At 42.4% G+C, this 25,764-nt stretch carries 32 protein-coding genes and 3 riboswitches; of the genes, 19 read left to right on the top strand and 13 right to left on the bottom strand.

The window, feature by feature from the left end; genetic code table 11:
- Positions 1-284: 284 nt before the first annotated feature.
- Positions 285-755, top strand: a complete 471-nt coding sequence (locus ANME2D_RS14155; protein ID WP_048092963.1) for an HAD family hydrolase — start codon at positions 285-287, stop codon at positions 753-755.
- On the opposite strand, the gene ANME2D_RS18920 is transcribed toward ANME2D_RS14155, so the two are convergent.
- Positions 733-831 carry a hypothetical protein gene (locus ANME2D_RS18920; protein ID WP_157834138.1) on the bottom strand — a complete coding sequence of 33 codons (99 nt, stop codon included), beginning with the start codon at positions 829-831 and terminating at the stop codon, positions 733-735. The genes ANME2D_RS14155 and ANME2D_RS18920 overlap by 23 nt on opposite strands.
- 233 nt (positions 832-1,064) lie before the next feature.
- Here ANME2D_RS18920 and ANME2D_RS14160 point away from each other — a divergent pair, with 233 nt between their 5' ends.
- Positions 1,065-1,613, top strand: coding sequence for a rubrerythrin family protein (locus ANME2D_RS14160; protein ID WP_048092966.1), 549 nt, complete (start codon positions 1,065-1,067; stop codon positions 1,611-1,613).
- Positions 1,614-1,751: 138 nt separating this feature from the next.
- Here the strand turns inward: ANME2D_RS14160 and ANME2D_RS14165 are convergent, their stop codons facing one another.
- The 5 genes from ANME2D_RS14165 to ANME2D_RS14185 all read right to left on the bottom strand — a co-directional run bounded on the left by ANME2D_RS14165 (position 1,752) and on the right by ANME2D_RS14185 (position 5,096).
- Entirely contained in the window at positions 1,752-2,084 is a 333-nt protein-coding gene (locus ANME2D_RS14165) for a hypothetical protein (RefSeq protein WP_048092969.1), read from the bottom strand.
- 154 nt (positions 2,085-2,238) lie between these two features.
- A complete protein-coding gene (locus ANME2D_RS14170; RefSeq protein WP_157834139.1) occupies positions 2,239-2,649 on the bottom strand; it encodes a hypothetical protein in 411 nt (136 codons plus the stop codon).
- Positions 2,650-2,925: 276 nt separating this feature from the next.
- A riboswitch (Fluoride riboswitch) is annotated at positions 2,926-3,001 on the bottom strand.
- A gap of 127 nt (positions 3,002-3,128) precedes the next feature.
- Complete coding sequence (locus ANME2D_RS14175; RefSeq protein ID WP_048092973.1) at positions 3,129-3,467, bottom strand: HEAT repeat domain-containing protein; 339 nt, start codon at positions 3,465-3,467, stop codon at positions 3,129-3,131.
- A 60-nt stretch (positions 3,468-3,527) separates the two neighbouring features.
- Positions 3,528-3,944, bottom strand: a complete 417-nt coding sequence (locus ANME2D_RS14180; RefSeq protein WP_048092976.1) for a universal stress protein — start codon at positions 3,942-3,944, stop codon at positions 3,528-3,530.
- Between the two features lie 33 nt (positions 3,945-3,977).
- Positions 3,978-5,096, bottom strand: coding sequence for a cation:proton antiporter (locus ANME2D_RS14185; RefSeq protein WP_048092978.1), 1,119 nt, complete (start codon positions 5,094-5,096; stop codon positions 3,978-3,980).
- Positions 5,097-5,253: 157 nt separating this feature from the next.
- Positions 5,254-5,329: riboswitch (Fluoride riboswitch) on the bottom strand.
- 110 nt (positions 5,330-5,439) lie between these two features.
- Positions 5,440-5,500: riboswitch (Fluoride riboswitch) on the top strand.
- 25 nt (positions 5,501-5,525) lie between these two features.
- Between ANME2D_RS14185 and ANME2D_RS14190 the strand changes: the two genes are divergently transcribed.
- The 8 genes from ANME2D_RS14190 (at position 5,526) to ANME2D_RS14220 (ending at position 9,731) form a co-directional block, all read left to right on the top strand.
- Positions 5,526-6,353 (top strand): prenyltransferase/squalene oxidase repeat-containing protein, encoded by an 828-nt coding sequence (locus ANME2D_RS14190; protein WP_048092980.1) that lies wholly within the window; start codon positions 5,526-5,528, stop codon positions 6,351-6,353.
- Between the two features lie 11 nt (positions 6,354-6,364).
- Entirely contained in the window at positions 6,365-7,549 is a 1,185-nt protein-coding gene (locus ANME2D_RS14195; RefSeq protein ID WP_048092985.1) for an MFS transporter, read from the top strand.
- Positions 7,550-7,658: 109 nt separating this feature from the next.
- Positions 7,659-8,012 (top strand): NifB/NifX family molybdenum-iron cluster-binding protein, encoded by a 354-nt coding sequence (locus tag ANME2D_RS14200; RefSeq protein WP_048092986.1) that lies wholly within the window; start codon positions 7,659-7,661, stop codon positions 8,010-8,012.
- 235 nt (positions 8,013-8,247) lie between these two features.
- A complete protein-coding gene (locus ANME2D_RS18195) occupies positions 8,248-8,394 on the top strand; it encodes a hypothetical protein (RefSeq protein WP_157834140.1) in 147 nt (48 codons plus the stop codon).
- A gap of 2 nt (positions 8,395-8,396) precedes the next feature.
- Entirely contained in the window at positions 8,397-8,726 is a 330-nt protein-coding gene (locus ANME2D_RS14205) for a DsrH/TusB family sulfur metabolism protein (protein ID WP_048092988.1), read from the top strand.
- A gap of 10 nt (positions 8,727-8,736) precedes the next feature.
- Positions 8,737-9,117 (top strand): DsrE/DsrF/TusD sulfur relay family protein, encoded by a 381-nt coding sequence (locus ANME2D_RS14210; protein WP_048092990.1) that lies wholly within the window; start codon positions 8,737-8,739, stop codon positions 9,115-9,117.
- A 4-nt stretch (positions 9,118-9,121) separates the two neighbouring features.
- Entirely contained in the window at positions 9,122-9,496 is a 375-nt protein-coding gene (locus ANME2D_RS14215; RefSeq protein WP_048092992.1) for a DsrE family protein, read from the top strand.
- A 1-nt stretch (position 9,497) separates the two neighbouring features.
- On the top strand, positions 9,498-9,731 hold the full coding sequence (locus tag ANME2D_RS14220) for a sulfurtransferase TusA family protein (RefSeq protein WP_048092994.1): 234 nt from the start codon (positions 9,498-9,500) through the stop codon (positions 9,729-9,731).
- Here the strand turns inward: ANME2D_RS14220 and ANME2D_RS14225 are convergent.
- Positions 9,728-9,949, bottom strand: a complete 222-nt coding sequence (locus ANME2D_RS14225; protein ID WP_048092996.1) for a sulfurtransferase TusA family protein — start codon at positions 9,947-9,949, stop codon at positions 9,728-9,730. The genes ANME2D_RS14220 and ANME2D_RS14225 overlap by 4 nt on opposite strands.
- Positions 9,950-10,063: 114 nt before the next feature.
- Between ANME2D_RS14225 and ANME2D_RS14230 the strand changes: the two genes are divergently transcribed.
- The 4 genes from ANME2D_RS14230 to ANME2D_RS17525 all read left to right on the top strand — a co-directional run bounded on the left by ANME2D_RS14230 (position 10,064) and on the right by ANME2D_RS17525 (position 13,269).
- Positions 10,064-10,282 carry a sulfurtransferase TusA family protein gene (locus ANME2D_RS14230; RefSeq protein ID WP_048092998.1) on the top strand — a complete coding sequence of 73 codons (219 nt, stop codon included), beginning with the start codon at positions 10,064-10,066 and terminating at the stop codon, positions 10,280-10,282.
- Positions 10,283-10,487: 205 nt separating this feature from the next.
- Complete coding sequence (locus ANME2D_RS14235) at positions 10,488-10,982, top strand: radical SAM protein (RefSeq protein ID WP_320408824.1); 495 nt, start codon at positions 10,488-10,490, stop codon at positions 10,980-10,982.
- A 359-nt stretch (positions 10,983-11,341) separates the two neighbouring features.
- On the top strand, positions 11,342-13,090 hold the full coding sequence (locus ANME2D_RS14240; protein ID WP_052368949.1) for a transposase: 1,749 nt from the start codon (positions 11,342-11,344) through the stop codon (positions 13,088-13,090).
- Positions 13,091-13,131: 41 nt separating this feature from the next.
- Positions 13,132-13,269, top strand: a complete 138-nt coding sequence (locus ANME2D_RS17525) for a nucleotidyltransferase family protein (protein ID WP_081810303.1) — start codon at positions 13,132-13,134, stop codon at positions 13,267-13,269.
- 251 nt (positions 13,270-13,520) lie between these two features.
- On the opposite strand, the gene ANME2D_RS14245 is transcribed toward ANME2D_RS17525, so the two are convergent.
- Entirely contained in the window at positions 13,521-13,709 is a 189-nt protein-coding gene (locus tag ANME2D_RS14245) for a hypothetical protein (RefSeq protein ID WP_048093002.1), read from the bottom strand.
- 99 nt (positions 13,710-13,808) lie between these two features.
- Here ANME2D_RS14245 and ANME2D_RS18200 point away from each other — a divergent pair, with 99 nt between their 5' ends.
- Complete coding sequence (locus ANME2D_RS18200) at positions 13,809-13,955, top strand: AbrB/MazE/SpoVT family DNA-binding domain-containing protein (RefSeq protein WP_157834141.1); 147 nt, start codon at positions 13,809-13,811, stop codon at positions 13,953-13,955.
- Positions 13,956-14,654: 699 nt separating this feature from the next.
- On the opposite strand, the gene mutS is transcribed toward ANME2D_RS18200, so the two are convergent.
- The gene (gene mutS / locus ANME2D_RS14255) at positions 14,655-17,300 is read right to left on the bottom strand and encodes a DNA mismatch repair protein MutS (protein ID WP_048093005.1); all 2,646 of its coding nucleotides are present in this window, start codon (positions 17,298-17,300) and stop codon (positions 14,655-14,657) included.
- Positions 17,301-17,336: 36 nt separating this feature from the next.
- Positions 17,337-18,563: a patatin-like phospholipase family protein gene (locus ANME2D_RS14260; RefSeq protein ID WP_081810304.1), complete on the bottom strand. Its 1,227-nt coding sequence runs from the start codon at positions 18,561-18,563 to the stop codon at positions 17,337-17,339.
- 164 nt (positions 18,564-18,727) lie between these two features.
- Between ANME2D_RS14260 and ANME2D_RS14265 the strand changes: the two genes are divergently transcribed.
- The 4 genes from ANME2D_RS14265 to metG all read left to right on the top strand — a co-directional run bounded on the left by ANME2D_RS14265 (position 18,728) and on the right by metG (position 24,467).
- On the top strand, positions 18,728-21,046 hold the full coding sequence (locus tag ANME2D_RS14265) for an oligosaccharyl transferase, archaeosortase A system-associated (protein WP_048093014.1): 2,319 nt from the start codon (positions 18,728-18,730) through the stop codon (positions 21,044-21,046).
- A 45-nt stretch (positions 21,047-21,091) separates the two neighbouring features.
- Positions 21,092-21,301, top strand: coding sequence for a DUF5350 domain-containing protein (locus tag ANME2D_RS18205; protein ID WP_320408821.1), 210 nt, complete (start codon positions 21,092-21,094; stop codon positions 21,299-21,301).
- Between the two features lie 145 nt (positions 21,302-21,446).
- Complete coding sequence (locus ANME2D_RS14270) at positions 21,447-22,445, top strand: PH domain-containing protein (protein WP_048093016.1); 999 nt, start codon at positions 21,447-21,449, stop codon at positions 22,443-22,445.
- 6 nt (positions 22,446-22,451) lie between these two features.
- The gene (gene metG / locus ANME2D_RS14275; protein WP_048093018.1) at positions 22,452-24,467 is read left to right on the top strand and encodes a methionine--tRNA ligase; all 2,016 of its coding nucleotides are present in this window, start codon (positions 22,452-22,454) and stop codon (positions 24,465-24,467) included.
- Between the two features lie 471 nt (positions 24,468-24,938).
- On the opposite strand, the gene ANME2D_RS14280 is transcribed toward metG, so the two are convergent.
- Genes ANME2D_RS14280 through ANME2D_RS14290 form a run of 3 tightly spaced genes read right to left on the bottom strand, consistent with a single transcriptional unit; the run spans position 24,939 to position 25,764 of the window.
- Positions 24,939-25,202 (bottom strand): type II toxin-antitoxin system RelE family toxin, encoded by a 264-nt coding sequence (locus ANME2D_RS14280; RefSeq protein WP_048093021.1) that lies wholly within the window; start codon positions 25,200-25,202, stop codon positions 24,939-24,941.
- A gap of 2 nt (positions 25,203-25,204) precedes the next feature.
- The gene (locus ANME2D_RS14285; RefSeq protein ID WP_048093023.1) at positions 25,205-25,429 is read right to left on the bottom strand and encodes a hypothetical protein; all 225 of its coding nucleotides are present in this window, start codon (positions 25,427-25,429) and stop codon (positions 25,205-25,207) included.
- Positions 25,426-25,764, bottom strand: coding sequence for a type II toxin-antitoxin system VapC family toxin (locus ANME2D_RS14290; protein ID WP_157834142.1), 339 nt, complete (start codon positions 25,762-25,764; stop codon positions 25,426-25,428). The genes ANME2D_RS14285 and ANME2D_RS14290 overlap by 4 nt, the downstream gene beginning before the upstream one ends.

The raw sequence follows: 25,764 nt of genomic DNA on the forward strand, positions 1-25,764 counted from the left end.
ATGAAATAGTGAAAATCGAGGAATCAGGTAGCGATCTTACAGTGATTATAAGAAAACACTGATTAGATACCGGGCAGTTGAAGACGCGGCTGGAGACCTTCATCGAGATACTGAAATCATCGAAAGCAAAATCAAGGGCTACAGGTTGGTGCACCGAGGTCGTCCGTTAAATTGCCGTTGAGCACGGAAGTTGCCTGTATATTGAAAGAGGAGATTAAATGAACAACGATTGCTTATTTTGCAATACTGCAATAGCATACTGAATTATAGGAGGCTTAATTTTTATGCTTGAAATATATATCCCCGATTTTGGTTCAGTAAAATTAGAGTACCTTGTTTCAGATTTTACTGGAACTCTATCGGTCGATGGCACGCTTCTGCCTAAAGTAAGGGAGAAATTAAACGAAATAGCTCAGTTCCTGAAAATACATATACTGACTGCTGATATCTTTGAAAAAGCATGTACAGAGCTTGAAGGCATTAACTGCAAGATACACATTATTAAAGGCGAAAATCTGGATATTCAGAAAGAGGATTATGTAAAAAATCTGGGTGCTGAAAGAGTTGTTGCCCTGGGCAATGGGATAAACGATAGAAGAATGCTTAAAACCGCAAGGCTTGGAATCGCTGTTACAGAAGGCGAGGGTTGTGCGGTTGATGCGCTGATTGCAGCGGATGTACATGTCAGAAGTGCCAAAGAGGGACTTGATCTTCTGCTTAATCCAAAGAGGTTCAAAGCAACACTGCGATTATAGCGCCAAGGATATGATATGTCTCAGCACCCATACGCAGGGCTTCAGAGTATGTCTTAGCGCCTCTTGGCTGAATCATAAATAGAGCTAAATGTCACATGAGCTATTGTAGCCTAATTCCACACAACTGTTTGATTCAATCGGATTTGTCTATTTTTGAGAGTATGCTTTTTCACAATCACGGGCTTAAATTCGCCGTCGATTTCTCTTGAAATATCGAGAGTTATTTCCCCGAATTGGCTTTTATTATCTTTTTGGTGTGACCGTTATTTATAATATAAATAATTGAGGTTATTGAAGGGAGGTTTTTAAATGAAGAAAATGACAGAACAGCATCTTATCAATGCATTTGGAGGAGAAAGCCAGGCGCATATGAGGTATTTGCATTTTGCAAACCAAGCTGAAAAAGAAAAATTCAATAATGTGGCCCGCTTATTTCGAGCAATTGCTCATGCTGAATATATACATGCAGGAGACCATTACCGGGAGTTAAAACACTTGGATGGGGGATTTGTTGCAAATAGCATGGCAGCTTTTGGTCCGGGTGATTCCAGGAAAAACCTTAAATTAGCCATTGCGGGTGAAACATTTGAAATTGAAGAAATGTATCCTGCATACATGGATGTAGCAAAATTCCAGGGAGAAAAAGGCGCACAGAGAAGTTTTGAATGGTCATACGGCACTGAAAAAATGCATAAGCAGCTTTATGAAAAAGCATTAGATTCAGTTAATTCGGGGAAGGACGTTAAACTCGGTCCTATCCAGGTTTGCGAAGTTTGCGGATATACCTTAGAAGGAGAAGCGCCCGATAAGTGTCCCTTATGCAATGCGTCCAAAGACAAATTTACTGCTTTTAAATAGGTGCTTATATGTGAGTCGATATTATTTAAATAGCAACACACCTGTTATTTTACCTGATAAAGCTCAATAAAACCAGAATCTTTAAGACATAAAAATGCCAAAAGGTATCCTTTGATAGTAGTAAGCTTTTGTCTATTTCTATTTTACTTTACTCTCGCACTCTTTCTTCAGTTCCTGTATTCTCGTATCAAGGTTAAGAAGAAACCGTTCAATTGCCTTTTCTTCGCTTTCTGATTCAAGCTTTCCATAGCCTTTCTGGAAACGTTTCGGTTCCATCTCAATGAGATAAGTCTCAAAAAATATGCATGTTGTGTAAATCTCGTTGTAAATATCTTTCTTCTTTATCGATATACCTAGGTATTTCAGAAAGTTATTTACCTCTTGTCTCAAGTCCCTCACTATCTTCAAGATATCTTCAGACTCACCTTCCAGCTTAAGCCTAGTCTCAAACTGCTCCAGAGCGGCATCCATAGATCCCAGGCGCGATCCGAAGTAATTAACATGTTGAAGTTGAATTTATATCACCTCATTCTTGGGATAGCAAATAAAACAATTCTTTTAAGATAATTTTGCTGATCTTCTCCTTAATTTCTGTTAGTAATAGACAGAAGAACTCATTAGGCTTTTACCTGAGAGCCGAAAGCATATCATTGACCATCCTCAGTAATCCCTGAATCTGAGGCCTCAGGAGTTCCTTATCTTTCTCAGTCAGTGGACCATACGCAGTGAGCCTCTCAGGTCTCAAATCTTCAAGAAGAGTCCATATCTCTATTAATAAGCTATAGACTTCCTTCTCGATAGATTCCTTTCTAGTCCCCAACTCAGCCTCTTCTTTGACTCGCTTGATTTCTTGAAGCATAGATTGCACACCGCTCAATATCCTTGTTGCTTTCATTTGATCGATGTCGTTCACCTTGGAGTAAAAGATGGTATCTCTGGTTCCTCCAGCCCGCTGCAATTCACCGGCTATGTTGCGCAAATCTTTCTCAATTATGAGAAGGCTAGTGCTCAAAGCTCTCTTATGGTTATCGTCCAATGTGGTCACCTATAATCATAATTCGGAAATGAATTATTTTACAACCTCCCCAGAAGGCTGTATTTCAAAGTTCCATGGACTTCCTCCTATAATTTAATCCCCTACTCTAAGCATATGATTTGGTGCCCGGCATGTATATTATTATCCTTGGAAACAACTGCCATTGACGAATAATATGGACTAGTAAATATACCACTTAACTCAATAACCCCTGATAAAAAATTCAAGATTCTCTCGATTGCTATATTCTTGGTTCATTACGGTTCACCTTCTTACTTGAAAATAGAAGTTATCAGTCTCGATCGAGACAATTTAGGCTAATACCAAGGCGAACCTCATCGCCCACATATAATTTTAATGTGCATTCGTGTATATATCTTTAATGCCTGGTTGAGAATATCAAGTAACCCTGTATCACAGTCATACGTAGTCGTAGACGTTTGAAAAAATAACATACTGAGCGAGTAATTCCTTGCTCTTCAATCAGCAGTCATTCTTTCCCTATCGTTACTTCGGTTGCCTTTACCAGTGTCATTACTTATCCTTTCTAATGCCTCCAATGCGCTTTTCCTGACAGGAACCATGTCAAAAACGCTGGCTTGTTCTAATATTGGTATTGCCTTTTTACTACCTATCTTCCCAAGGGCTTCTGCAGCCGCAGCTCTGACATAAATATCTGGATCAGACCTGAGGCTTTCAATTATTTCACCCAGCAGCCAGGCAACTTCTTTTCGCTTTTGAGGCCGAGGATGGGTCTTAAGGGAATTAATTAGTTTTGGTAAATAGACGTTATTGTTTTCCACTCTATCAGCGCCCATATAATAATGAGGTTAAAAGTAAGACCAATATTAGCCTTGCAAACAGGTTTCTTTTGTTCACTACCTTACGATCAATATCGGGCAGGGAGAAAAGTGGCTTATTTTATCTGATACGCTGCCGAGAAAGAAGCGCTTTGTGGTGCTGAGCCCGCGGCTTCCTACGACAATCAAATCGAAATTCTGAGATTTGGCATAATCTACAATTCTATCAGTCGGATGCCCATAAATTATAACAGATTTAATTCCTACTTCGCCTTTTCTCGATTCGATAGCCTTGTTCTGTAACTCCTGGTAGAACTTGCCTTCTTCTTCCTGTACCTCAGCGACCTCGTTTTTGAGGACAGCATAATCAGGTAGCGTTATCACACTTACAAGATGTATTACTGAACCGAATTTTTTTGCGAGTTCAATCGCCGCATCTAATGCCTTTTCAGAGGGTTTGGAACCGTCAAATGCAACCAAGATTTTTTCAAACATTTCATTACACCTCATTTTATTTATTATTTCCATTTACTTGTTTATGATGTTGGTTGGAACGAATCGCTTGGCAATCAGAGTGGGTACAACAGCACTGAGTATCACAGCGGCGATGATTATTGAAAACTGTATATCTGAAAGGTATCCCAACTGACGTCCAAGTGTTGCTGTAATCGATCCAACAGTCAGGCCTGTGCTGAATAGCATAGTGGAAAACATTGGGGCTTCAGGGATACACTTCTTGCAAAGCCAATACACCCCAATGAATTTCGATAAAAGTTTCGCTCCCAGCAATCCAAATACCAGGATGATATTCGCGATAATTGCAGGCAGAGCGATCAACATGCCTGCCCGTATGAAGAAAGCTGGAGCGAGGAGAGAGAATGTCACAGTTCTCATCTTCGAAAGGATTTCTTGATGCTGCTGAATGGTATTCGCAAAAATCAGGCCCAAGACGAAGGCTCCAAACACCGAATGGAGACTAGCCTGATCTGCGAAGAACGAAATTGCGAACAGTATGGCAAGCACGAATCTTAATTCAATCTCAACCGCTTTCCTTCCAAAGTCCCGGACCACCTTCCTTAGCAGGATTGGGACCGTCGGGATAAGCGCGATCATGATTACAACGAAAGCAACGGTGACGAGGTCAAACGAAGTCTGGATAAAGTTAATCCCTAACAGGGTCAGAATATCGTTCACGAACGTTACCGCAATGATGGTTTTCGCAGTCGGAGTCTTGATCAATTCGTATTCCGTGAGAACAGCATAGACCACTGCAACCGACGTAGTAGTCAGGGCAAGGCCTCCGGCCAATTTTGCCTGCCAGCTCCAGTCGGTGAAAACTGTCAGAACGGTGACGATGCCTACAAGAGGAGCCGCGAATGCCATCGTGCCGATTCCAAAGCTTTGTTTTGCCTGTCTTTTAAGAAGAGCGATCTCCACTTCTGCTCCTGCAAGAAATGTCAGAATCAGACCGCCAAACGTACCCAGAAAATCGAGCCAGGGTATGATTCCTATGCCGAGAGCGTTCGCAAGTACCATGCCAGCACCCACCTCAAAGATTGAGGAAGATATCTTCGTTTTTAGTCCTATGATGCCAGCTGCTGTTATCGCTACTGCAATTAATGCTGTTGGATATAGATCTACTGCCATCTAGCATCAACCCATACCAATTTCTTGTGGCGCTTCGTAGAAGTTATTATTTAAATAATAAGGACTGGCAAATATGCCACTCAATCCAATAACCTCCTGGCAAAAATTCAAAAACGTCTGTACTGCTATATTTTGGTTCACTTTGGTTCGCCTCCTTCTTAAAATAGAAGTTATCAGTCTCGAATGAGACAGTTTAGGTAAATACCAAGGCGAACCTCATCGCCAGATTTCCTATTGATGTGCATTCGTGTATATAATTTTAACTTTAATACCTAGTATTGCCTGTTGAGAAAAGCTTAATTTCTTGTAATGCAACTTGAGGCTGTGGTTTCCGTATTCTTGTATAGAAACAGGTGATGGAGTTCACCTTCAACCGCTTGATAGCTGATAACTCCTACCGATCAATGTTATTGGAAGGAAATATCGGCTATGGATGGATGCAAAGAACGGGCTGTCAATTATGTAATGGAACGTAAATGCAAAAAAGGTGGATTTTGCTTTTACAGATTAGAAGAGCCAAATGCTTCAGATACTTATTATGCTTTATCGATCCTATACTTATTAAGTACCAATTTTAAAGACGAGAACACGCTGGCTTATTTAAGAAGTTTACAGAATAATCATGGCTCATATCAAAGTGTTTATTCGGCATTCTACTCGATTAAGAGTTTGTTATTGTTAAATGAAGAACTAAAGTGCGACCCAACACCGTACATAACAAGAAATCTAAGAATTTACAGCGTCGATAATCTGCCAGAGGAAAATACATCGATTTTTGAACCGATGTATTATTTAATCGATTTATGCTTTGCTTTGAAAATTGGGCAATATGACAACTTCAAGAATGATATAACCGATTTCGTTTTAAATTTTCAAAAGGATGATAGAGGTTTTGGCTATACCCGCTCCACACTTATTGAAACTTCTCAGGCATTGGTGATCTTAAACTTGTTGAACTATCCAATAAATATTCTAAAGACAGAACACTTCATTAAAAAATGCGAAAATCCAATTTATGGTTTTGTGAATGTCCCTGACACATCTCCCTCGTTTATTGAACATATTTATGCTGGTGCTATAGCCTCTAATATAATCTCTTACAAACCATGTTATATTAATCAATGCATTGAAATAATAAGAAAGTGTCAGAATAATAATGGAGGCTTTTCAAGAGCAGCAGATGGTGGAATATCTACGCTGGAAAACACATATTATGCTATTCGTTCTTTAAAATTATTATCTGCATTAAAAATATGAGGAGGATATAGATGGAGGCACCTGGAGAAGGTAACAGGTATAATGCAAAAGGAGCTGCACTGAAGTTTGTCATTTTACTTGGTGCGGTGAGCCTCTTTGCGGACACGACATACGAAGGGGCGCGCAGCATCACAGGTCCTTATCTTGCTATTCTTGGGGCAAGTGGAGCCGTCGTGGGAATTGTTGCAGGATTCGGTGAGTTGATCGGGTATGGTCTGCGCCTGGTCTCTGGCTACATAAGTGATAGAACAGGGAAATACTGGACAATAACTCTTTTTGGATACGGGATTAATCTCCTTGCAGTTCCTCTCCTGGCACTGGCAGGGCGGTGGGAAATTGCTTCCCTTCTCATGATTGCAGAGCGAATGGGAAAAGCGGTTCGCACTCCTGCCAGAGACGCTATGCTTTCACATGCTACTGTGAAAATGGGGCGAGGCTGGGGATTCGGCTTGCATGAGGCACTGGATCAGATAGGTGCGATGCTTGGCCCGCTCATTGTAGCTGGGGTTCTTTATTTCAGGGGAGGTTATCAGATGAGCTTTGGTGTCCTGCTTGTACCAGCCCTGCTGGCGCTAAGCGTTCTAGCCGCAGCGCGTCTGCTCTATCCACATCCCCGTGCTTTCGAAGTTGGCTCGGTCAAACTGGAGAGCAAAGTTTTCCCAAAAGTATTCTGGATATATCTTGGTGCAGTCGCTTTCATTGCAGCAGGGTATGTTGATTTTCCGCTAATTGCCTATCATTTCAAGAGGGTATCTATCGTTTCAGATGATTGGATTCCTGTGTTCTATGCTATTGCCATGGGAGTTGATGCACTCGCAGCGCTTATATTTGGGCGTTTATTTGACAGGATCGGTATTTCTGTCCTGATAGCTGCTGCCCTCATTTCTTCGATTTTTGCCCCGTTAGTCTTCTTGGGAGGATTTTATTTTGCTCTTCTGGGAATGGCTTTATGGGGTGTAGGCATGGGAGCTCAGGAATCCATTATGAGAGCCGCTATTGCAGGGATGGTTTCGATGGATAGACGTGGATCAGCGTATGGAATTTTTAATACAGGTTACGGGATATTCTGGTTCTTAGGCAGCGCATTAATGGGGATTCTCTATGATATATCGATTCCATATCTAATTATATTCTCAGTAGCGGCGCAGCTTGCCTCTGTCCCCCCTCTTCTTCTGGTCAGAAAAGAGCCCGTATAAACTCAATGAAGAGGCAATATTTGCCTTGTTTTTAATCACTTTGCCGAGAAGCAAGCCATTAAAAGCATGCAGAGACTACTATTATTAATTGTATTTGGAGGCAATATGAATGAAGAAAAGCTTAAAGATGGCAATCGCTTCAAGCGACGGCAAGGTTATTAACCAGCATTTCGGCAAAGCAATGAGATTTATTATAATAGAATCAGACGGTGAGGAAATCAAAGTCCTCGAAGTAAGAGAGAACAGTCCAGCCTGCGGTACTCTGGAATACGGCGGTCATGAAGATGAAGCATTGAATAATAGTGTTTCCCTCATCCATGATTGTGATGCTGTGCTCTGCAGCAGGATCGGTGGGGGTGCTGCCGAAGAACTGCTCAGCAGGGGAATAGAGCCGGTTGAAGCTCCCGGATTCATTGAGGAGAACGTCCTTGCCTATGCCAGATACAGATTGAAAGATTCGTAGATAGCACGGCAATTATTGTTGTGATTTTTCTATCAATCTTTGCCGTATTCATTCTGTTCTTGTAATTTTCGTTACAACAATCGCCTGTTTCTCTGCATTTATATATATGCCTGATTATTTTGTATTTGCTTATTTAGCATAAACAGGAGGATCGAAATGAATCACATCAAAAGAAGGAATCGTCTTTGTCTCTAATAAAGATAAAGTACAGAAAACAACACCTGTTCTCGAGAAATTGAGGGAATGGCGTGAGTTTGAGTACTCACGAACGCAGAGGAGAACGCCGATACTTGAAACACTCGATGCTATGATTGCAAGAGTTGAGCAGGAACTGGTGGCTGGATCGAATAAGGAACAAATAATTTCTTTCAGAGGTAGATAAACATGACAAATCTATTACTGGTATTATCCAAAGACCCGTATACAACCGAGATACCGAATCTCGTGCTTGATATAGGGTTGAATGCCAGGGCAAAAAAAGGCAGCAATGTATCCCTGTATCTTGTGGAGGATGGGGTTACTGCTGCAAGGAAAAGCGAATTCGGGAATAAACTACTGGATGCTAAAAAGAAAGGCATCAGAATTCTCGCAGATGATAAAGCTGTTCAGTCCCGGGGACTTGATGGCAACCTGATTCCGGGTGTGGATATCAAGGAAATAGGCACCCTCCTCGACCACATAGTTGAGGACAACACGATAGTAGCCTGGTTCTGAGGTGATAAATATGGCAAACAACGGCAATAGCAAAACCTTAACAATAGTATCCATAAACGGACCCTACCGCGACGAGGCAGCATACACGCTCATCAGGCTCGCCCACGCTGCAAAGGAGAAAGGGATTAACATCAACTTCTTCAACTACCTTGACGGAACAATAATCGGTCATCGCGACCAGGGACCAAAAGAGTTCCCCATCGTGGAGCAGCTTTTCGGCACTGTACTCAGGAAGGGGCTCAAAAACCCCAAAATCGATGCCATCGCATGCATCAAATGCACCGATGCCCGCGGTGTGACAAAGCAGCAGACCGAAGGTGTGGTCATCGGCGGACTATATGACCTTGCAGAATGGACAGCAGAATCAGACAAGACCATATTATTGGGGTGAGAACATGAGCAAGAAAGTAAACATAATCGTGACCCAGCCTCCTTACGGCAAGGAAGACTCATACAGTGCAATACCTCTTGCTGAGACGCAGGCTGCGGCAGGAAACTCTCCTTCAATCACTTTCGTGAGCGGAGGCGTGCATTCTGTGGTGAAGGGACAGAAGACCGGGTACGGTGATGCTGCTGTATGGCAGAAAGATGTACCTAGCGTAGAAGATACCATCATTAAGGCAATCGAGAGCGTTAAGTTCTATGCACTGGACGCCGATCTGAAGAAGAGGGGTGTAGCTGACAGCGAAATTATCGAAGGAATCGGAAAGCTTAGTATCGACGATCTCACAAACAGAATACTGGATAGCGAAGTAACACTTGTATTCTGAGATGGTAATAGTATACGACTTCGAGCTTGATGTAAGGGGCGAAGCATGCCCCTATCCTTTAATCAGAACAAAACAGCAGGTGGACAGGCTTCAAAAAGGTGAAGTACTCAAAGTCCTCGCCAGCGACCCTGTGGCACCTCAGAATATCGATGGGTGGGCAAAAAAATCAGGGAATGAATTGCTTGGGGTAGAAATAAACAACGGGACCTACAATATTTTTGTCCGCAAAGGTTAGCGCTTTTTTATTCTTACCTTCCAAAGGTGCTTCTCAACTTCTTCCACGCCCAGTATAGTATGCCCCTCATTTTTCAGGCTGCGTGGCACGTTCTCGATTGCTGGCGCATGGTCGTATATTGCGATAAGTTCTTCTCCGCTTTCAAGTTCCTCAAGTTTCAGCTTTGTTTTCACAAACGTATAGAGGCAGACTTCGCCCCTCAAATCCAGTTCATCCATAAATAATTATTTACAAGCAAGCATTTTGTCTTTAAGGTGATAGAAAGCCAAAGATTAAGAGCAATTTTTGCCTGAACACCAAATTACAATAAACCAGAATTCAATGGATTATTCATGTACAAGTTAGATGCCAGAGGCAGGGTATGCCCGTTGCCGCTATTCTATACCAAGAAAAAGATAGATGAGTTAAAGACAGGGGAAGAGCTTGAAGTATTAACTGATGATGCCACCGCAAAAAATACGATTCCTCAATGGAGCAGAGAACATGGGCATGAAATAGTGAAAATCGAGGAATCAGGTAGCGATCTTACAGTGATTATAAGAAAACACTGAGTTATAAAAGGGCTGATTTTGCTTCTAACCTTTGCAATGTGAAATCAACGAGGAATAATTTGCCTGATTTATTCGGTTTTTGGAAGGATTTAGACAATAATTGGCGGTTTGTATACTGTTTTAAGCAATTATTTCCTTCTATAAGCAATCAGGAGGATTTTATACGGTTGAGAATTATCGATTAAATGGAAAAGAGATTGATTCAATTGAACTCAAGGCAGAACTGCTGGTCAACGGCGTGACACTGGATGACTCTGCACTCAAAGGAGTCGGTAAGAAATATAAGGAACAGATACACTGGTTGTTTGAATGGGATTTTGAACGGCACGATACAGGAAAAATACCTGATGATTTTGAGCTTCCAGATGGAACTATTGTGCAGCTTCGAAAATACAGCAAATCGCCTTTCGCTATAAAGGTAAACAATGGCTCACTTGCACTTGAGCACGAAGGAAAGTTCATTACAGAGGTAAAATGGCTTCCCAGACCCGAGTACTATTCAAATAAAACAGATGACGGTACCTCTATGTCCAGGGTCGCCCAGATACGGGGCGCAGATTGCCTGAGCATCTGCTACATGAACTACTGCGGTTACTTTAAAACTGATGATCAATGCAGGTTCTGCAATATAATAGTACCCACAAAAATGGAGAAAAAGGGTGACGTAGTGAGTCATAAATACGTGGAACAGATTGGATAGACCGCAGCGGCTGCGTTCAAAGATGTGGCAAAGCATGCGGTTCTAACTGGCGGATGGCTTCCTGATGGAAAGGAGATAAAACAGTGCACACCGATTTTCGTCAGCCGTTTATATTCCACAAAAAATTAACCACTTTTTCACCAAATCATCTCGAAGGATAACGTTTTTCAATAAATACCTTTACAGAATATGTTCTATTCATGGAACATAAAAATCTTGTGTTCCAACTATAGATTAACATATCATGGCAATTATGGTCTAGAAATCCACCTAATACAGCCATTTTACCCTAAAATATGCAATGAATAATACATTTTAACAATAAATACTTAATATTATAAGTTCCATAATCAATACATATGACTGACGATGATGAATTCAATCCTATCGAGTATTTTCAAAACCCAAAAGAACCTGCACAGAAACGATATGAAGCTCTAAGAGCATATTTCCTAGAATCATTAACTCAAAAAGAAGCTGCAAAAAGAGCAGGATATTCCATATCCACTTTTCAATCTCTCGTCAGCAATTTCCAAAACGGAAAAGTCGAATTCTTTTTAAAGCCACAATATGGACCCAATAGAAGACAAGCTTCGGATTTCATACATGAGAGAATCGTTTCACTCAGAAAATCTGGCTATTCAGTATACGAAATCAAAGACATCCTATCAAAAGAGGGATTTAACACAAGCATTCAGACAATAAACCGAATAATCAAGGATGAAGGATTTGCAAAATTACCACGTAGAACCAGGGAAGAACTTGGCATCACAAAAAAGAACATGATTTTACCACCAATCTCAACAGCAATAGATTTCGATCAATTTGAAAGCTACAGATTCGAATGTCAGGTCGGTGGAATATACTACTTCATACCGTATATTCTTCAAACCGGATTGTATGAACTGATATCATCAGCACCATTCCCGGAAACTTCGAAACTATCAAAGATCAATTCTATCTTTTCCATACTGGCTCTGAAGTTGATAGGGCATGAAAGATTATCCAAAATATCAAGCTACAATCATGATACAGGCTTTGGTTTCTTTGCCGGATTGAACGTTCCACCAAAAACAACTACCACATCAACATACTCTTACATGGTGGACAAAGAAACGATCCAGTCTTTCATGAAAGAGTTCATATCACAAATGAGAACAACATATTCACAATACTATCAAGGGGACACCATCAACCTGGATTTCCACTCCATACCGCACTACGGAGAAAAGTCAGAAATGAACGATAACTGGGTGGGTGCAAAGCATCAACGTTTGAAAAGTGCATTGACACTCTTTGCTCAGGATGGTGAATCCAGACATCTTTTGTATGCAAATACGGACATCGATAGGGTAGATGAATCAAATGAGATCATGAACTTTGTGAACTACTGGACAAATGTGAAAGGGATTATCGAACAGACGTTGGTTTTTGATTCCAAACTAACGACGTATGATATCTTGGAAGATCTTGATACCAGGGATATCAAGTTCATCACATTGAGGAGACGGGGTAAGAAGTTGATCGAGGATGCAAATAACATCCCGGAGAAAGATTGGATCAAAGTGGACCTGAAAAAAGAGAAACGTAAATTCAACAAGTTCAAGATGTATGAGAGTGAGATCACACTGCCACGGACAAATTTCAAGGTTCGCCAGGTGATCTTCAAAGACCATGGTCGACAAGTACCTACGTTTTTGGTTACAAATAATCGGGACGTTGAATTGGAAACTCTGGCTTTGCATTATGCAAATCGTTGGTTGATAGAAAACAAATTCTCTGAGCTTGTTGATTTTTTCAATCTCAATGCATTGAGTTCTCCGTTTATGATAAGAATCTATTTTGATGTGGTTTTGACTGTTATTGCGGATACACTATACAGGTTGCTTGCAAAGGATTTGAAGAGATTTGAGGATTGTACACCAAAAACTATCTTTGCTGATGTTATCAACTGCAGATGTATTGGAGAAGTGGTCGGCGACGAGATTATAATCAAAATGAAGAAGAAGGCAACAACACCTATTTTCAAGTCCAATGATGTTTTTCAGAAATCGTATCATATACCATGGTTAGGCAACAAGAGAATTCGCTTTGATTGGATATCCTGAATAGGGTTCAATTATGAGACATAAACACTTGACGAAAATCGGTGGTAAAGAATAAATATAGAGATAAAACGAGGGAAATCATCCTCTTCGGCAGTTATGCAAGGGGAGAAGCCGCAGAAGAAAGCGATATCGACATTCTTGTTATCACCAGCGGGTATATATTTGAAATAGCTGGATGAAGCTGAGCTGCTTATAGAAGAGACAGAATCCAGATTAGAATCTGCAAAAATCCTTTATTAAAAGAGAGGGGTTTATCGAAGAATACCATCTCAAAGCGATGAGCACCGCAAAGTCGATTATAAACTGTAGTTCTTAGATTATAATGAAAAAGATACCAATAGAGTGGAAAACGGATTGCATGGATGACACGGATGCGCACAGATTTTCACGGATACTGTTAGTCCGTGCGTATCCGTGTTTCGCTCCATTCTCAGATTTCGTACGCCAGTATTATTTTGTTTTCTAAGAACGTGAAATGTAATGTCTTACCTTCCTGCTTTTCCTTCTGAACGAAATGGGGTGTACCGTATCGGGCTACCAGTGCCTCCAATATCTTCCTCTCAACTATGATTGCATTTTTTTCTATGTTCGGGGCGTTGATTACCAGGTATGCTGGCATGTTTTCACCTTTCTATGTTGGTTCTAATGGTTCTCTTAGTTCTTTTTATTCTTTATAGGACAAAATATTATTTATATTTATGGGAACATTTAGAACTTTATGGCTATTTTGGGCACTACAAAGCTGACTAAAGGTGGGAAAATCACTCTGATCAAAGATGTACAAGAACGCTTGAACCTGAAGGAAGGTGATATAATCGTTTTTGAGACTGATGATAAAGGGCATGTTATGATCAGAAAAGGGTAAAACCTGGTCTGATGGTTCTATGTTAGTCACTCCGGCATTGTACGGAAAGCGCAAGAGGACAAAAGCTAAAGGTATTATGCGCGCCAGGACAACAAATAAAAAGAAGTTAGTGGACTGAGGCTCATAAATGCGTTATAGCGCATTTTCTTTATGGTCGGTAATACCTGAAATACCCCATATTTTCGACATATTTAACACTCTTAGCCTTATGGTGCTGGGGTTGCGACCCCAGACCTCTGGGGATGCGCCGCTCTGAGCGGGGTTTAACATAATATCACCTGTTTTAAAATGTAAATTTTCCAATAGGAAGAGCGGATTCACAGCCTTCCGCGGCGCCCTCATCCCGACAAGCTCAAGGAATCTATTTGAACCGCGTACACACTTATAATATATATACTACTACATACATATCTTACAGCACTTAAAGCAGCGCATTTTTGCTGGTGCGCATGAGGTATCTATGGACCGACTTGTGATTGACGGCTGGGGAAAATATATCGGCACAGACCATGAGCAGATCGTTGTAAAGTTTCATAGCAAATCCTTATAAAATGAGGATTGAAAGTTGTATGTTTGAGAAGTTCTTTCTGCTTTGTCCTTTATCTTCCGGGATCGAAGGGTAAAGAAGATCCATTCGTGAGCGGGAAGGGATGAATTTACCCCCTGGAATAATAACTATACTCATCCCCGGGGTAGTTTTCACCCTCCTGCCGTCTTTCTTTTAAGCGCAGAGAGCGTATTGAGGGCATCCAGCGGCGTCATTTCATCCAGATTGAGGTTTTTCAATTCCTCGATTACAGGTGATTCCTTTGCATTTGTATTTGCATCCCCCGGATCAAAAAGCATAAGTTGCGTATATTTTGCTTCTTTTCCTTTGCTGATTGCGCTTCCGTTCTCAACCTCTTTTAATATCTCTTTTGCCCTCTGTATCACCTTTGGCGGTACCCCTGCAAGTTTTGCAACATGTATTCCATAACTCCGATCTGTTGCGCCAGGAACTATTTTCCGAAGGAATACAAGATCGCCTCCTTCTTCTTTTACCGCGATATGGTAGTTCTTCACACGCCGCAGAACCCCTTCAGTTGCCGTGAGCTGATGATAGTGTGTGGCAAAAAGGGACCGTACACCAGCATTGTCCTTATTATGGATGAATTCAACGACTGCTCTGGCTATGCTGTATCCATCGTATGTGCTTGTGCCCCTGCCTATTTCATCAAGAAGGATGAGGCTCCTCGGGGTTGCGTTGTTCAGGATATTAGCAAGCTCAACCATCTCGATCATGAACGTGCTCTGCCCGCTGGCAAGATCATCAAAAGCCCCCACGCGTGTGAATATCCTGTCAACGACTCCAACAGAGGCATACGAGGCAGGCACAAAACTTCCCATCTGCGCCAGGATTATTATCAGGGCAGTCTGCCTCATATAGGTTGATTTTCCTGCCATGTTAGGGCCTGTTATGAGCAAGAACTGGTGCTCCTGGCAGTCCATTCTGATATCGTTCGGAACAAAACCCGGAGGGACTGATCTCTCAACTACGGGATGCCTCCCATCGCGGATGAGTATATTGCAATTATCGTTCACCTCAGGCCTGGTATACCTGTTGTTTACAGCAACCTCTGCAAGGTTTGCTATCACATCAAGTTCACCTATTGCCTGGGCCGTGGTCTGCAATTCCTTTGATCGGGATGCGATAGATGAGTTGATCTCATTGAAAAGCTCTAACTCAAGTGCCTTTCCTCGCTCATCTGCAGAGAGGATCATCACCTCTTTCTCTTTGAGCGCTGGTGTATAGAAGCGCTCACCATTTGCAGTGGTCTGCTTTCTTATATAATCCTGGGGAACCTGTGAGAGATTTGGCTTTGTGACTTCTATATAGTACCCGAACACGGAATTATAGCCGATCTTGAGGGATTTTATACCTGTACGCTCCCGCTCATGCTGCTGCATCTCTGCTATCCAGCCCTTGCCGTGGCTTGATAGTTTTTTAAGTTCATCCAGTTTCTCATTGTATCCCTCTTTAATAATCCCGCCATCACGCAGGCTCACAGGTGGATCATCCACTATTGCACGCTCAAGCAGGGCGACTATATCAGTAAAATCTCCGAGCCTCTGGATAATATCCAGCAAGAGACCTGATTTGATATCGTTCTCTCCTGTGGCTTTTATGATCCGGGGTAATGCAGCCAGGGACAGACTCAGGGCTATAAGATCACGGGCATTTGAGTTACCGTAGACAACCCGCCCGATAAGGCGCTCAATGTCGCGGATCTGGGAGAGGTGTGATCTTAGATCATACCGAAGCAGTGTTTTCTTAACAATCTCATCCACCGCATCAAGCCTCTCTGTTAATAAAATAACAGAGATGAGGGGTTTAAGGAGCATTTTATGCAGCAGTCGTCCTCCCATGGGTGTCTTTGTGTGATCGATCACCTCTAAAAGAGATGAGCCGTGTGATCTGTCCCGCAAACTGTCTCGCAGATTATTCCGCAGACCCTGTATAATCTCAAGGTTTCGAAGTGTTATCGAATCCAGTACCATGAACTCGTTCTCAAAATACGTTCTTATTGACTGTATATGGGCAAGGTCTCTCATCTGGGTTGTTCTGGCATACTCAAGAGCAGCGCCCGATGATGAGATGGCAAGGGGAAGTTTTTCGCAGCCCATGCCCTCAAGCGTCATAACCCCGAAGTGTGCAATAAGGTCCTGATACGCAGTCTTCGGGTCAAAAGCATCGGTATCGAATATATTGAGCGTGGCGCCAAGATCTTTTAAGCGGTCATGGAGTTTTTTATTCTCAAAAAGAGAAGATGGCAGAATGCACTCGGCCGGGCGCATCCTTGCAGCCTCGCTTATAATCCTGTCATAATCCTGGTTATCTGTGAACTGGGTTGTCAGGAACTCACCCGTGCTCACATCCAGAAACGACAGCCCAAATTCAAGTTCATTCCCGGAGATCGACATGAGGTAGTTGTTCGCTTCCCCGGCAATAAGGGATGAATCGATAACAGTCCCCGGCGTGATTACCCTTACCACTCCTCTTTTGACTATGCCTTTTGCGTTTTTCGGATCTTCCAGTTGTTCACAGATAGCGACTTTATAGCCTTTTCTGATAAGGCGGGGAAGATATGAGTCCACTGCATGGTATGGGATTCCTGCAAGAGGCATATCCACACCCTCCCTGTCCCTGCCTCTTCTTGTGAGTGTTATATCAAGTTCCTTTGCTATGATCCTGGCATCATCGCCGAAGGATTCATAGAAATCGCCCATCCTGAAGAATATCAGGGCATCTTTATGTTTTTCTTTAGCTTCATAATACTGGCGCATGGCAGGGGTCATCTTGTCCATGCCGGGTTTCTCTGCATTTGAACGTGATATACATTTCTATGGCAAAAGCTCCTTATCGATCCACCATGTCTCAACATCGGGCGGAGTGGCAGTAGCACCTCCCAGTTGCTGGCGCTCATTGACCAGCGCCTTAAGATCCCGCTTCAGTTTGCGGACATCGCGCGGGTAACCAGGATCTGGCCAGGATGCCTTCTCACCGGGTTTTTGTTTGCCCCTGGTCGGGTGCTCTATATCCCATATCTTCAGCCGCAGCCGGATAATCTCATCAGAGATCCTTTTCAGATTCTCTACCTTCTTAGGATCGCTCCCCCCCTCTACAATGTCGAAAGCCCGCATATAACCGTACGCCATACTTATCGATATCAGACCCGGATCGACGGTAAGGATACCGTGGACATCAAGAGCAGGCTGGATCAACTTCATATCTATCCCCCACCCGCGGGGCGGATTCGCTTCTTTTTGCTGGAGTTCATCGAACATGATATCTCTAATGGCACGGGATGTAATATCCATCATGTTGCTACCATCGAATGATGGTGCAGGTTCACCCCCTGGCTTTGAGCAGGCGATGGCATAGACCTGTGTAGCTCCAAGATCAACGGCAGCCTGAACAGGGAGCATCTCTCTTGTGCCCGCATCGACATAGTTTTCAGTATGCAGTTTAACCGGGGGGAATATAGAAGGGATTGCGGATGAGGCGAGAGCAGCATCGATCAGATCGACCGGTTGATCAGAGTTCCCGGAGAAGTACCCGGATTCGGTGATATATCGTAGCTTGCCGGTCTCAAGGCTCACCACTGCTATGCGCAGCCTGATATCCGACCTGTGCACCTTTTCAGGATCAAGCATGGCACGCAGTTTTGCTGCAATGGGTGAGGGGTTGAAGAAGGATTTTACCTGCCGGGATTTATAGACCATATCGTTTAGCCTTGCTAGCTCAATCCCAAAATTAAGTGTATCGCGGATAAGCATGGGGGGAAACAGTGTATACATTAATACAGGGGGGAACAGCATATGTTTTACAATCTTAAGCCAGGGCTCTTCCAGGTACACATCATCGTTATTTTTAAAACTCTGCCATAAGTTCACCAGTTTTTCTATACTGCCTTCACCTTCAGCAAGCAGTAATCCATTGATCCCTCCAATAGAGCTACCGCAGATAATGTTCGGGCGAACTCCACTGCTGTACAGGTATTGTAGAGCCCCAGCCTGGAAATCACCCCGTGTCCCACCGGCACCAAGTACGATCGCTATAATAATAATACCCCCTTACTTCAACTCTATGATTATTCATTACCTCCAATCTTATTTAAGAATTATGCCATTGAGGAGACCATCCAATAATTAGATGGGATATTGGATGGGTTCGCCATTGAGGATACTTTTTTATATCCATCTGGTCTTTAAATACATCAGAGATGCAGTACATGAGTATACAACTGTTTACAGAGAAAAATAAAATCAAATTATTGCTACCGATACTGCTTCTGGCTCTGGTTGTTAGAGTATCTGTTTTTCCTGATGTGTTTTCTAACGGGAGTATAACATTTCTTGGTGCTGATACGTACTACCATGCACGGCGTATCTTATTCACAGTTTCACATTTCCCGGATGCTCTTGCTTTTGATTCATACATTGATTTCCCGTATGGGGCAAAGATTGGCTGGATGCCACTGTATGACCAGTTTATTGCATTGATCGCGCTCATAGCAGGGCTTGGTAAGCCCTCGCTATACACAATAGAAGCAACAACAGCAGCAGTTCCGCCCGTGCTTGGAGTACTGACGGTGCTGCTTGTGTTTTTTACTGCAGAGAAGCTCTTTGATTGGCGTGTGGGGATTGTGAGCGCAGGGATTTTTGCAATAACCCCTGCCCATGTATATGTCTCACTTCTTGGATATGCGGATCACCATGTTGCTGAGACCCTTCTCTCTACTGCTGCTTATCTTTTCTTCATTATTGCAATGAAGCGATTGCAGAAAGAAAATGCATCCCCTGGTATGGTGAATTTTAAAAATACGCTATTCCCTGTACTTACAGGTATTGCTCTGGCGCTTTCAATATTCACATGGAACGGTGCACCTATCTTTGTTGGACTTATCGGGGTGTTCATCATTGTTCAATTTATAATCGACCGCTGGTCAGGTCGTAATTCCGATTACCTTGTTATGGCAGGAGGTATGGCATTTCTTGTCTCGTTATTGATTATCGCGCCTGTTGCCGTAACCGGGGGTATGGGGTTTGAGACCAATTCTTATTTACCCTCCCTGTTCCATGCCGGGTTTCTGGCAGCGTTTTTTTTCCTGTGCGTGATACTTGCATTAATGCAGAAGATACGATTTAAACAATGGTGGTATCACCCATTGGTATTGATTGTTATATTTACAGCAGCATTATACTCACTTGAGTCTCTTTTCCCACAGCTCTATCAGTCTGCAACCGATGGGATAATGTATCTCTTTGGCGGCGGGATACTTGCTACAATACAGGAGGCGGTTCCATTATTTATCGATCCTGGCACCGGATTCACTCTGATTAATGTATGGAATGCATTTACACTCAGCTTTTTCATAGCGTTATTATCTTTTATAATCTTCATTAATAAAGAGGTGAGGAAAAAGTATGCTTCTGAAGCCGTATTTTTAGTCACATGGACTCTGATCGTACTGGTGCTTACGGTTCTTCAGAGGCGTTTTATTTACCTGCTCGCTGTAAATATTGCAATATTCTCAGGATATTTTATCATCACTGTACTAAAATCATTCTCACCAGAGCCTGAAAAAACAGTAGTTAACAAAAAAAAGCGAAAGCGCCAGAGAACATCTGATTCTACATCCAGTACATGGGTAAGTACCGGTCTATTCCTGTTCCTGATTGCTCTTCTTTCAATCCCGAACATCATTATCATAAAATCGATGGCAACTGAGAACATCCCTGCACCCGACCCTGATCTGCAGGAATCGTTTAAATGGTTGAGGGATAACACCCCCCCTACCAGTTATTATGAAGACCCTGATAGACCTGCAGGGTATGGCATTATGAGCTGGTGGGATTACGGCAACTGGATACTATATTTCTCACAGCGTCCTGTTGTGGCTAATAATTTTCAGACCGGGGTTGAGGATTCAGCACGCTTTTTGATAGAACATGATGAAAAAAAAGCAAATGAGATACTCAATATGAGGAAGGTTCGTTTTGTTGTTACCGATGCCCAGATGCTTAAACTCAAATTCAGATCTATTGCGGCTATGGCTGGCAGGAATCCGAATGATTATTATGGAGCAAGGGAGCCTTCTGAAGCCGTCCTGCGCAGTGTTAATGATGAAAATAATTATTTCTTCTCTACGATGCTGTCAAGGCTTCATGTTTTTGACGGTGATGGGTTAAGCAATTATCGCCTGGTCTATGAATCCAGGACTACTGCTATCAGAAGTCCGGATATCAAGTACGTTAAAATTTTTGAGTATGTCCAGGGAGCTACCATATCAGGAAAAACCTCTACTGATGGGGATATTAAAATTACCCTGAATATCTTAACTGATCAGGGCAGAACATTCACATATACCCGGCAGGTAGCCGCAAAGGATGGAGAGTATGAGATTAAAGTTCCCTATTCTACTGTAGGAAACAAATATGGAACCAGGCCCATGAATAATTATACTATTCAAAATGCCAATGTATCTAAGATCATCTCAGTAAGTGAAGAGGATGTAATTGAGGGAAGAGAACTTCAGGTGGATCTCTGAAAGGGGAAAGGTAAGGGGAAAGGTTTATGAGCAAATGGGCTCATTGTGGAGCAGACAAACTCACTGGAGGATAATTACATGGGAAAGACAGGCACAACGAAATGGGGCCGAATAAAACACAGAAAAGGACAGATAATAATGGTCCCGCAATCTGAGCTTGATTACAAACGCTCCGGCCCGGCACAGCGATATACATCTTCAGGTGCAAAGCGCAGGAAGATAGCGCGCTCACCTAAAGCTGTTGTCAAGGCATAAATTTTTCATATTGGATAGACTGCCTCTGGCATCTATCTATTTTCAGCTTCTTTTTGAGTGGTTATGTTGTATCTCAGTTAATTATATGACTGATAAAAACAGAGTTGGGGGCAAGCGGTTCTAGAAAACTGCTATATAAAACGATATGGTTAAATTAGAACTTATAGATCAGGAAATAATACTCAGGCAGACACGACCCCATCCACTGGCCTTCTATCATCTGTATGCCATCTGGCTATATTTAATAGCTGTAGGTCTTTTATTTATTCTATATTTTGATAATTTCATGAATAGTTTTATTTCCATCCCCATCTTCGAAGGATCTAACCTGATAGTTAATGAGAATCCAAATTTTTACCAGGCCCTCTGGCTTTTCATCTTACTTATACCCTCAGTAAAGTCCAGATCTATTTTAGCATACGGGGGATACTTACTGGGTATGTACCTTGTTTCATTGCCCCTTCTTGGCAAAATAGTAGGCGAAACAGTAGAAAGCACGGTCACTCAATCATTATTCCAGGGTATCATAGTAGAGTATGAGCCAGGCCAGAAGCTTTATTTATTTGTGTGGCTGCTGTTGATAATTATACCCGGGATTATTATAGCCCTGACAAGGATAAGCTTAAGATGGCTTTCTCTCTTCATAGCAATCGGATCAACCATAATATTACTGAGATATGCATACTCCCTGAGTACTTACCAGATTAATCTTCTATTGATCGCAACAGGTTTCATTGGAGTAACAGGGACTGAGATCTGGCGCAGATCCCACAGGTACCATATAACCAATTTCAGGATAGTAACAGAGGTAATGGGCAAGAAAAGGGTAGTATTCTATAGCAAGATATCTGATCTGATTATGGAGACAAACCTGCTTGGAAGAATCTTCAGGTTCGGATCTATAACACCACTCACAGGCTCTGGAATGGGTGTAGGAATGGATATAGCCCTGGCAGGAGCAGGGATGAGCAAGAACGCAGGAGGCAAATCTGTAGGGATAGGTTTTGGAGGGGGTAAAACAATCTCGACACCAAGGTCGCGCTCATCATATATCCTGTTCGGAATCCCTGATCAGAAGAAGGAATATACAAGGATAATAGAACTGATCCACAGAAACATATTTTATAAAGAAGGTTCATGTTAGAAACCCATGTCCAATTTTCCATCAAAAGAACCAGTACTTGTAACCTGCGGCCTTCCATATGCCAACGGCAGGTGTCATATAGGGCACTTGCGTACCTATATACCTGCTGATATCTTTGTCAGGGCTCTCAGGAAACAGTGCCAGGAGGCTGTATTTATCTGTGGATCTGATGCCCATGGAACCCCCATCGTTGTGAACGCGGAGGAACTTGGTATCACTCCCGGGGAACTTATCAGTACTTACCATAAGCATTTTGACAATATCTTCAAGATGATGGAAGTGGAATTCAATTTCTTTGGTAACACGGATTCACCCACAAACCATGCAAGAACTACCAGCATCGTTGAATCCTTGATCGATGCCGGGTATGTGTATCCCCAGGTCATCAAACTGGCCTACTGTCCATATGATAAGCGGTTCCTTCCTGATAGGTACGTGGAAGGCATCTGCCCTTATTGCGGTGCACTTGCGCGCGGTGATGAATGCGACCTTGGATGCGGGAGGCATCTTGAACCTGGCGAGATCAGGAATGCAAGATGTAAGATCTGCGGGAACCCTGCCGAGTACAGGGAGCAGGAACATTTCTTTTTCAGGCTTTCTGCTTTTAGCGGATTTCTCTCAAAGTACCTTGAGACGCTCAGGGGAACGCCCAATGCCATAAACTATGCAAAGGAATGGGTCCGTGAACTGAAGGACTGGTGCATCACAAGGAACCTTGAATGGGGCGTGCGGTTCCCGGATCATGAGGACCTGGTTGTGTATGTCTGGGTGGATGCGCCCATAGGTTACATCTCATTCACAGAGGAATGGGCAAATACTACTGGCAATGACTGGGAGAGGTACTGGAAGGGGGATTCACGCATTATTCATTTCATTGGCGAGGACATTACATACCATCACTGCATCTTCTGGCCTGCGATGCTAAAAGGCGCAGGCTACACCCTGCCCTGGGCGGTTGTTGCATCCGGCATGCTGAAGATAGAGGATAAGAAGTTCTCAAAGAGCAGGGGCTATGTGGTATGGGTGGATGAGGATTACCTTAATCATGGTTTCCATCCTGATCTTTTGAGGTATTATATTGCAAGTTATACCTCCCACACAAAGGAGCTGAACTTCTCATGGAAGATCTTTCAGGATAAGGTAAATAACGAGCTTGTGGCTGCATTCGGAAATTTCCTGCACAGGACGCTGCATTTTGCCTACAAGAACTTTGGAGGGATTCCTGAGGGTGAGGTTGATAAAGAGATATTTGATAAGATCAGGTCGACCACAGACAGCGTAGTATCGGCACTGGATGAATATGAGTTCAAGAAGGCTGCTGATGATATTATGGAGCTTGCCCAGTACGGAAATGCGTATTTCCAGTCACATGAGCCATGGCAGTTGATTAAAAAAGATAAAGAAGCATGCGGGCATGTTTTGAAGAACAGCCTTCAGATTGCAAAAGCGCTTGTACTGCTGTTTGAGCCTGTACTTCCAGGGAAGATGGAGAAGGCATGGAAGCAGCTATCTCTTCCAGGGGATATCCATGCCCTGAGGTTCGATGAGGCGCTGGTTGAGATCCCCTCTCAAAAGCTTGAGGCTCCAGAAATACTGTTCTCAAAAATAGAGGATAAGAAGATCAAGGAGATGGAATCTATCCTTGATAGGAGGATAAAGGTGGCAATATCAAAAGAGAAAAAACAAGAGATTGAGGCTGAGAAGCCGGCTATAACATTTGAAGAGTTCCAGAAACTGGATATCAGGATCGGCACCGTGCTTGCGGCTGAGAATATCCCCGGTTCTGATAAATTATTGAAGCTTGAGGTCGATATCGGGGAGAAGCGCCAGGTTGTTGCAGGGATTGCGAAATCCCATAAGCCGGATCAACTTGTGGGATGCCAGGTTGTGGTGCTTGCAAATATGAAACCTGCCAGGCTTTTCGGTGTTGAGTCAAGAGGAATGATACTTGCCGCAGATGGCGATGGCACAGTGCTCTTATTGCCAGAGAAAAAGATTAAGGAAGGTACGAAGGTGAGATAGGCAAGCGCAAGCTGATTCCAATAAAAGCAGGGGCAATACGGAAACATCGGAGGGGATGGATGCGATGCCGAACTGCCCCCAGAGGCTATATAATTCTCTATACTTATAAATATTTCCTACTATTTGAGCCCGTCCATCAATTCCCAATAAATAAAAGCTCTTAATATAGAGCCTACAGAATACATCAGAAAGATCAGAGTAAAAGGTGAATTCTATTGAAACTAATTCTCGACTCCGATGTTCTGGTTCATGCTCTTCGCTTCCCGAAGGAAGAAACATTGCCTGAGCAAATATCTGATATCTCAAATGGTTTAAGTCCAAAATGATGCTACGCATAGAGAATATGATATTAACCGGTTTTAAGATTTATAGTTATACGCCGAACTGGAATGAACTCAAAACGAACTTTTTCAGGAGTTCGTATCAGTTGCCTTAGTATCCTGTGACAATACTATACATTTTGAGATGTTATTATCGGTATGCCTTATCGTGATGTTCAAACTCAAGGAAAGTTACAATCTCGTTTTCCTTATCAATCGAATAAAAAAGAACAAATGAACCAACATGAATTCTCCGTTTACCTTTTAATACATTTCTGAGAGGTTTGCCCAACTCGGGATTTTTGCTGATCTCGATTATTTTGTGGATTACCCTCTGATAAAGAGAATTATCCTTCTTTTTAAGTTTATCCAGCTTTGTCTCCAGGGCAGTATCAAGTTGGATCGTATAAGGCATGATCAAAGAAACTTTTTTTCAAACTCTTCTGTGGTGTATCTTGAAAATTTACCCTCTTTCACCCTTCGCTCAGCTTCTTCAACCTTTTTTATGAATTCCTTACGAATTTTTTCTTCAGGAGGATAAAACTCGTCTCTGATTATATCAAGAACCTCTGCCAGAATCTCCTGCCTCAGTTCCCTTTTTATTTCTAATTTTAACTCATCCAGATTGGCAACAGTGTTCATGAGAGTAAATAGAATTTCATGGATTTTAAAGCTTTCATATATTCACCATATTCTCTCATAAGCTTATAAATCAGCGAAGAGAACTCCGCTTTCTTCATTTCTTTTTTCAGGTTCCATATATTGAATTTTTCAATGTGCTGAGAGGCTTCTGCAACCAGTATCTTGAACAAGACTTCATCCATGATGAGGGGAGTGATTACTCCCTTTATTCGATTTGTTTCAACCAACCTTAAGAAATCAGAACACGCTTCCGCGTAGTTTGGATCGTCTAAAGCGTTATAAATGAATATATTTGCATCAATAAATATGCGCTCTTCCCCGAAGAATTCACTCAA

This window comes from Candidatus Methanoperedens nitratireducens (genome assembly GCF_000685155.1).
In the GTDB taxonomy this organism is placed as follows: Archaea; Halobacteriota; Methanosarcinia; order Methanosarcinales; family Methanoperedenaceae; genus Methanoperedens; species Methanoperedens nitratireducens.